Origin of the sequence: Natronococcus sp., from assembly GCF_047921035.1 — an archaeon.
Taxonomy (GTDB): domain Archaea; phylum Halobacteriota; class Halobacteria; order Halobacteriales; family Natrialbaceae; genus Natronococcus.
This window is the reverse complement of sequence record NZ_JBLRWX010000134.1, coordinates 1-7,140: the sequence shown is the minus strand read 5'-3', so window position 1 is coordinate 7,140 and position 7,140 is coordinate 1. Positions and strand designations below refer to the sequence as shown.

5 protein-coding genes are annotated in these 7,140 nt (G+C 68.4%); 3 read left to right on the top strand and 2 right to left on the bottom strand.

What is annotated here, in order from left to right; genetic code table 11:
• Positions 1-325: M20/M25/M40 family metallo-hydrolase (locus tag ACNA7R_RS18355; protein ID WP_416284966.1), on the top strand; the 325-nt coding region annotated here is incomplete at its 5' end.
• A 147-nt stretch (positions 326-472) separates the two neighbouring features.
• Positions 473-2,377, top strand: a complete 1,905-nt coding sequence (locus tag ACNA7R_RS18350) for a PAS domain S-box protein (RefSeq protein ID WP_416284965.1) — start codon at positions 473-475, stop codon at positions 2,375-2,377.
• A gap of 170 nt (positions 2,378-2,547) precedes the next feature.
• Here ACNA7R_RS18350 and purB read toward each other — a convergent pair whose 3' ends face one another.
• Positions 2,548-3,933, bottom strand: a complete 1,386-nt coding sequence (gene purB, locus ACNA7R_RS18345) for an adenylosuccinate lyase (protein WP_416284964.1) — start codon at positions 3,931-3,933, stop codon at positions 2,548-2,550.
• Positions 3,934-4,101: 168 nt separating this feature from the next.
• On the opposite strand from purB, the gene purH reads away from it, so the two are divergent.
• Positions 4,102-5,784, top strand: a complete 1,683-nt coding sequence (gene purH, locus ACNA7R_RS18340; RefSeq protein ID WP_416284963.1) for a bifunctional phosphoribosylaminoimidazolecarboxamide formyltransferase/IMP cyclohydrolase — start codon at positions 4,102-4,104, stop codon at positions 5,782-5,784.
• A gap of 290 nt (positions 5,785-6,074) precedes the next feature.
• Here the strand turns inward: purH and ACNA7R_RS18335 are convergent, their stop codons facing one another.
• Positions 6,075-6,935 carry a universal stress protein gene (locus ACNA7R_RS18335; protein WP_416284962.1) on the bottom strand — a complete coding sequence of 287 codons (861 nt, stop codon included), beginning with the start codon at positions 6,933-6,935 and terminating at the stop codon, positions 6,075-6,077.
• Between the last annotated feature and the right edge of the window lie 205 nt (positions 6,936-7,140).

Sequence of the window (7,140 nt, the reverse complement as noted above, 5' to 3'; positions counted from 1 at the left end):
CGAGGCGCGCGTCCCCGACGACCTCTCGGTGTCGGTCGAACTGATCCGGCCCGACACGCCGTTTCCGGACCCGTTCGTCACCGACGAGGACGAGCCGCTGGTGGGCGCGCTCGAGGCCGCGAGCGGGGGCGAAATCCGCCCGTTCGGCGCGGCGACGGAGGCATCGTTCTTCGCGACCGACGCGCCGACGGTCGTCTTCGGGCCGGGTGCGCTGGCCGACGCGGAGGGGCCCGTCGCTCACGCCGAACGCGAGTACGTTCGGCTCCCGGCGGTCGAGGCCGCAGCCGACGCCGTCACGGAGGCGCTCGAGTCGCTGCTCTCGTGATCGTCTCGCTCCGATCGGTCGGACGGCGAACTGCGTGCGCGCTCGATCGCGATGGCTTTACGGAATTACCGATAACTTCGACCGGTCGGCGATTCGAATCCGAGCGATAACACTATTCGTGATTGACGTGAAAGGGCACACCAGCTAATGACTGCGGAGAAGGCAGCGGGTGGGATCGTCGACAGATTCGACGACGAGGCGGTTCGCGAGGCGCTGTCGCTGCGCGAGCAGGCGTTGGACGAGGCGCCGGTGGGGATTCTCATCACCGATCCCGATCGGACGGACAACCCGATCACGTACGTAAACGAGGGGTTCGTTCGACTCACGGGCTACGCTCGGGAGGAGATCCTCGGCCGGAACTGTCGGTTCCTCCAGGGGGAACGAACCGACCCGGAACCGGTCGGGCAGATGCGGGCGGCGATCGACGCGGGCGAATCGGTCACCGTGGAACTGCTGAACTACCGGAAGAACGGCGATCCGTTCTGGAATCGGGTGACGATCGCACCGCTGTCCGACGGCGCTGAGGTGACGAACTTCGTCGGGATCCAACAGGACGTCACGGACCGCAAGCGGCGGGAGCGCGACCTCGAGCACGAGCGCGAGTTCGTCGAGCAGGGACTCGACGTGCTCGACGACGTCTTCTACGTGATCGGAACGGACCGGCGACTCCGGCGCTGGAACCAACGTCTCCCGGAGGTGACCGGCTACACCGACGACGAAATCGCCGAGATGGACGTCCTCGAGTTCGTTCCGGCCGACGAGCGGGAGCCGATAACGGGATCGATCGAGAACGTCCTGAACGGCGAACCCGAGACCGTCGAGTCGGCGCTGCTCACGGCCGACGGCGAGCGAATCCCCTACGAGTTTACCGGGTCGCGGCTGACCGCTCCGGGCGGGGAACTGGTCGGCCTCGTCGGCGTCGGGCGGGAGGTCGCCGAGCGGACGCGTCGCCGGACCGTCCTCGAGTCGCTCCACGGGATCGCGACGACGATTCAAAACGAGGAGTCCGTCGACGGCGTCTGCGAACGGACCGTCGACGCGGCGGCCGACGTCCTCGAGTTCGACCTCTGTTCGCTGCTGCTGTGTGAGGGCGAGTGGCTGGTTCCGCGGGCGACCTCGGCGGAGGCACCGTCGGGCGGGAGCCGACCGATGCGCCTCGATCAGGGACTGGCCGGCAAGACGTTTCGAACCGGCAACTCACACCGAGTCGACGAAGTGAGCGACGACGGCGACGCCGACCCCGCGAAGGAGTGCTACCGATCCGGATTCAGCGTCGCGGTCGGCGAACGCGGCGTCTTTCAGGCGGCGAGCACCGAGCCGGCGGCGTTCGACGCCCAGGACGTCGAGTTCGCCGAACTCCTCGTCAGCCACGCTGCGAGCGCGATCGAGCGAATCGAGCGCGAGTCCGCCCTCGAGCGCCAGAACGAACGCCTCGAGGAGTTCGCCAGTATCGTCTCCCACGACCTGCGAAACCCCCTGAACGTGGCCGCGGGTCGGCTCGACCTCGCTCGCGAGACCTGCGACGACGACAACCTCGAGGACGTCGCGCGGGCCCACGGCCGAATGGAGGCGCTGATCGACGACCTCCTGGCGCTGGCCCGGGAGGGACGGTCCGTTCTCGAGACCGAACCCGTCGACGTCGCCGCGGCCGTCGCCGACTGCTGGTGTCACGTCGAGACCGCCGAGGCCGACCTCGAGGTCGAGACGGAGCGCTCGATCGTCGCCGATCCGAGCCGGTTCCAGCGACTCCTCGAGAACCTCGTCCGCAACGCGGTCGAACACGCCGGGCCGGACGTGACCGTCAGGGTCGGCGATCTGGACGACGGGATCTACGTGGAAGACGACGGACCCGGGATTCCGGCGGCGAACCGCGAGGCGGTCTTCGAGACCGGTTACTCCGAGTTCCAGGACGGAACCGGGTTCGGACTCGGAATCGTCGAGCGGATCTGTGAGGCACACGGCTGGGAGGTTGCCGTAACCGACGGCGACGACGGCGGGGCCCGGTTCGAACTCTCCGGAATCGAGTTCGCCGACGGCGAACGCGAACGGTGACGCGCGTCGCGTCTCACCACTGGGTCGAGATGTACAGCAGGATGATCATACAGACGATCCCGATCAGAAACAGCAGGATCGTGGCGATCTCCGGAAAGAGATACTCGATCATGGCTGCCCGTTAGCGACGGGCGCTCAAGACAGTACTGATCGGTGCTGCCGGCCGTCCGCTACTCTCCGTCGTCGACCAGCTCGCTTGCGACCCCGACGTAGCCCGTCGGCGTCAGCCCCCGCAGCTCCGCGCGGACCTCGTCGTCGACCTCGAGGTCGGCGAACAGCTCGTGGAAGTCCTCGAGCGTGACTGTCCGCCCGCGCGTAAGCTCCTTGACGCGCTCGTAGGCGTCCTCCTGGCCCTCTCGACGGAGGATCGTCTGGACGGCCTCGCCGATGATCTCCGGGGTCGACTCGAGGTCGTCGCGCATCACGTGCTCGTTGGGAACGACCTTCTCGAGGCCCGCGGCCGTCTTCTCGTAGCCGATCAGGCAGTGAGCGAGGGCGGCGCCCATGTTCCGTTTGACCGTCGAGTCCGAGAGGTCCCGCTGGAGCCGCGAGGTCGTGACGTAGTCGGCGAGGAAGGTCAGATCCGAGTTGGCCTTCGAGAGGTTGCCCTCGCTGTTCTCGAAGTCGATCGGGTTGACCTTGTGGGGCATCGTCGAGGAGCCCGTCTCGCCCGCGACGGCCTCCTGGCCGAGGTAGCGATCGGAGACGTAGAGCCACATATCCAGGTCGAGATCCAGCAGAACGTCGTTCGCGCCCCGAAAGGCGTCGAACAGCGCCGCCAGGTCGTCGCAGGGGTTGACCTGGGTCGTCAGCGGGACGAACTCGAGGCCGAGGTCCTCGACGAACGCCTCGGCGAAGGCGGGCCAGTCGATGTCGGGGTAGGCGGCGACGTGGGCCGCGTAGGTGCCCGAGGCCCCGCCGAGCTTCCCGCTCAGGTCGTCGGCAGCCGCGCGGATCCGGCCCGTCGCGCGACCGAGCCGGGCCGCGTACACCGCCATCTCCTTGCCGAACGTCGTCGGCGTCGCGGGCTGACCGTGGGTGCGAGCCAGCATCGGCAGGTCGCGGTGCTCGCGGGCCATCTCCGCGAGGGTCTCCCGGACGTCGTAGAGGGTCGGCAACAGCACCTCGTCGACGGCCTCGGCGAGGAGCAGGCGGTGAGCGAGGTTGTTCACGTCCTCGCTGGTCAGCCCGAAGTGGATCCAGGGGCCGGCGTCGCTACCCTCGGGCAGGCGGTGCCGGACGAAGTACTCGACGGCCTTCACGTCGTGGTTGGTCGCCTCGAACTCGCCGTAGCCGTCGGTCTCGAGGGTCTTGATCAGCCGGGCGTCCTCCTCGGCGAAGTGTTTGTACAGCCCGCGCAGGTGCTCGCGGTCTTCGAGGGAGAGCTCCAGCGGCGTCGCCTCCAGGTCGGCGAGCGCGATCAGGTACTCGACCTCGACGCGAACCCGAGCCCGCATCAGCGCGGCCTCGCTGGCGTACGGCGAGAGCCGTTCGGTCCGGCCCGCGTAGCGACCGTCGATCGGCGAGACGGCGTACAGCGCGTGGGTGTCGGTCATCGTTCCGATCCTTTCCAGCGCGGTGCAAAAGCGTATCGAAACGGGGAGCCATAACCGTGCATACTTCGAGTATACGAAGGCAAAATACTGCCGTAGACATGCTCGATTGTGCATACCTCGGCGCCCGAGACCGCAACGGCTTTGCCGATCGCGGGCGCGGATTCGACCATGACCCGAATCGCCGGACTGGCCGGCAACCGAGGCCGCAACCTGTTGAACGTCGCCGACCGTCGACCGGGCGGAGCCGACCTCGCGGTCGTCCTCAGCTACGACGAGGAGGCACCGGTCCTCGAGGCCGCAGCCGAGCGCGGGATCCCGACCGAGGTCGTCCCGCTCGAGGACGGCGTCGACCGCCGCGAGCACGAACGGGCGGTCAACGAGGCGCTGTCCGACCACGAGTTCGACCTGGTCTGTCTGGACGGCTACATGCGGATCCTCTCGGATACCTTCCTCGAGGCCCAGCCGACGACGCTGAACGTCCACCCCTCCCTGCTGCCGGCGTTTCCCGGCGACGACGCCTGGGGCGACGCCCTCGAGGCCGACGTCTCCGTGACCGGCTGTACGGTCCACGTCGTCACCGACGCGACCGACGACGAGGGCGAGGTCCTCGAAGAAGAGATCGACGCCGGCCCGATCGTCACCCAGGAGCCAGTTCCGGTCTACGAGGGCGACGACGAGGAGACGTTGAAAGAACGCGTGCTCCACGAGGGCGAATTCCGGGCGTATCCGCGGGCGGTGAAGTGGTTCGCCGAGGGTGCGGTGGACGTGGACCTCGAAGCGGGTGAGGTTTCGGTCGACGCCGACGTCTCGAGCCCGGACGACGCGGACCACGACGGGCTCCCCGCGCGACGCCTCGTCTCGAGCGACCGTCTCAGTACCCTCCGGTACGGCGAGAACCCCCACCAGGACGCCGCGGTCTACGCCGACTACACCTGCGAGGAGGCGAGCGTCGTCCACGCCGACCAGTTGAACGAGGGCGCGAAGGCGCTGTCGTACAACAACTACAACGACGCCGACGGGGCCCTGAACCTCATCAAGGAGTTCGACGAGCCCGCGGCCGCGGTGATCAAACACACCAACCCCGCGGGCTGTGCGACTGCCGATTCGCTCGTGGAGGCCTACGACCGGGCGCTCTCGACGGATCCGATGAGCGCCTTCGGCGGGATCGTCGCGCTGAACCGGGAGTGCGACGCCGCGACCGCCGAGCAGGTGATCGACTCGTTCAAGGAGGTCGTCGTCGCGCCGGGGTACAGCGAGGAGGCGCTCGAGGTGCTCTGCGAGAAGGAGAACCTGCGGGTCCTCGACGTGGGCCGCGAGGCGCTACGCGCCTCGGATGCGAGCGGCGAGCAGCCGCGAGCGCTGGGCGAGCGAACGGACCGGTTCACCGAGAAACCGCTCGTCGGCGGGCGACTCGTCCAGGAGCGAGACCTGCAGTCGATCACCGTCGACAACCTCGAGGTCGTCACCGAGCGCGAGCCGACCGACGAGGAACTCGAGTCGATGGTGTTCGCCTGGCAGACGCTGAAACACGTCAAGTCCAACGGGATCCTCCTCGCGCAGGGCACCGAGACGGTCGGCGTCGGAATGGGACAGGTCTCCCGGGTCGACGCGGTCCGGCTCGCGGCGATGAAGGCCGACGAGCACGCCGAGGGGAAAGACGCCGAGGGCGCCGTGATGGCCTCGGACGCCTTTTTCCCGTTCCCGGACGGCATCGAGGAGGCGGCCGAGGCGGGGATCGAGGCCGTGATCCAGCCCGGCGGCTCGGTCAACGACGACGACGTCATCGAGGCCGCCGACGAGCACGGGATCGCGATGGCGTTTACGGGCCAGCGGTCGTTTAGACACGACTGAACGGGTAGGGAACCAGCGGCTCGTCGAGGCTACCGTTCGGGACGGAGTGCTGTCGTGGCCATCCCGAGCGCTCTCGATTCGCGCGACTCGAGGACCACAGCGACGATAGCGGTCGCTCTCGAGTAGTAGAGAGACGGGGTAGGCCAGTCAGCGGTGACCGGACGTGGAGACCACGCTGGCCGAAAGGTAGCCGGCTGGCCGTGCCGTCTACCCGCACCTCGGGGCTATCGCTACAAAACACCTCCGGTACATCGATCTGACCGGCGTCGACCTCGAAGCCGAGTCCGCGATTACCGAAGCCGATCCCGAAGCCGGCGCCACAGCGCCTCCGGGACGTCCTGTTTCCGCTTGACCATGATGACGGCGCCCTCGGCCTCGCGACCGATCGCCTCGGGGACGTCGCCGACCAGCGCCCGACGGAGGAAGCCGCCCTCTGCCGCACCGACGACGGTCACGTCGTGGTCGCTCGAGCGCTCGACGATCGTCTCGACGACCGCTCCCTCGAGGACGGTCTGTTCGACCGACTCGACGGCCCCCAGCGCGGGCGCCGTGCGGTTGAGCAGGGCCCGGGCCTCGGCGACGGTTTCTTCCTCGCGGTCGGGAACGACGGTGACGAGTTCGATCCGGGCGTCGTGGGCGCGGGCCAGCGCCCCCGCGGTCTCGGCGGCGAACTCGGTGTTGGGGCCGCCGGCCACGGGAACGAGCACCGACGAGACGGCGCGTCGGTCCCGGTCGATCCGCTTGACGAGGACGTCACACGGCGCGTCGGCGAGGATGTCGTCGATGTAGCTCCCGAGGACGACGTCGCGGCGACGGGGTCGACCGCGCCAGCCCAGCAGGATGGCGTCGACGGACTCGTCGACCGCGACGCCGCGAACGCCGTCGGCGACGCTCCGGCCGAACCGGACCCGACCCGACGCGGAGACGCCGTACCCCGTCGCTCGCTCGACCGCGTCGGCGACGAGCGCCTCTTGGTCGTCGACGTCGAACTGTTGTCGGGCCTCGCCGAGCGGCACCTGCATCGGGACGGTGACGACCAAGAGTACGAGGATCTCGAGGTCGCGGTCGGCGGCGAGGTCGATCGCCGTGTCGAGCAGTCGGTCCGCGGTTTCGGGGTTGGCGACGGGAACGAGGAGGCGATCGGCTGGCATACGTAGGATACCTGTACAGTCGTTCTACATCGACAAGTAGGCTTTCACGACGCGAGCGTCGGACGGCTTCGGGCGTTCGCGAGTGAGACCCGTCACTCTCGGTCCTGCGCGACGAACGCCTCGTAGAACGGCTCGGAGAGGTGACGATCCTCCCACGCTCGGCGCTCGTCGTCGCCGATCGACGCCCCCCAGATCGCGAGGAGGG

What these genes read in the sequence shown, in the direction of transcription:
- ACNA7R_RS18335 (WP_416284962.1), bottom strand. Translation starts at nt 6,935, where the DNA reads ATGCCAGCCGATCGCCTCCTCGTTCCCGTCGCCAACCCCGAAACCGCG.
- purH (WP_416284963.1), top strand. Translation starts at nt 4,102, where the DNA reads ATGACCCGAATCGCCGGACTGGCCGGCAACCGAGGCCGCAACCTGTTG.
- purB (WP_416284964.1), bottom strand. Translation starts at nt 3,933, where the DNA reads ATGACCGACACCCACGCGCTGTACGCCGTCTCGCCGATCGACGGTCGC.
- ACNA7R_RS18350 (WP_416284965.1), top strand. Translation starts at nt 473, where the DNA reads ATGACTGCGGAGAAGGCAGCGGGTGGGATCGTCGACAGATTCGACGAC.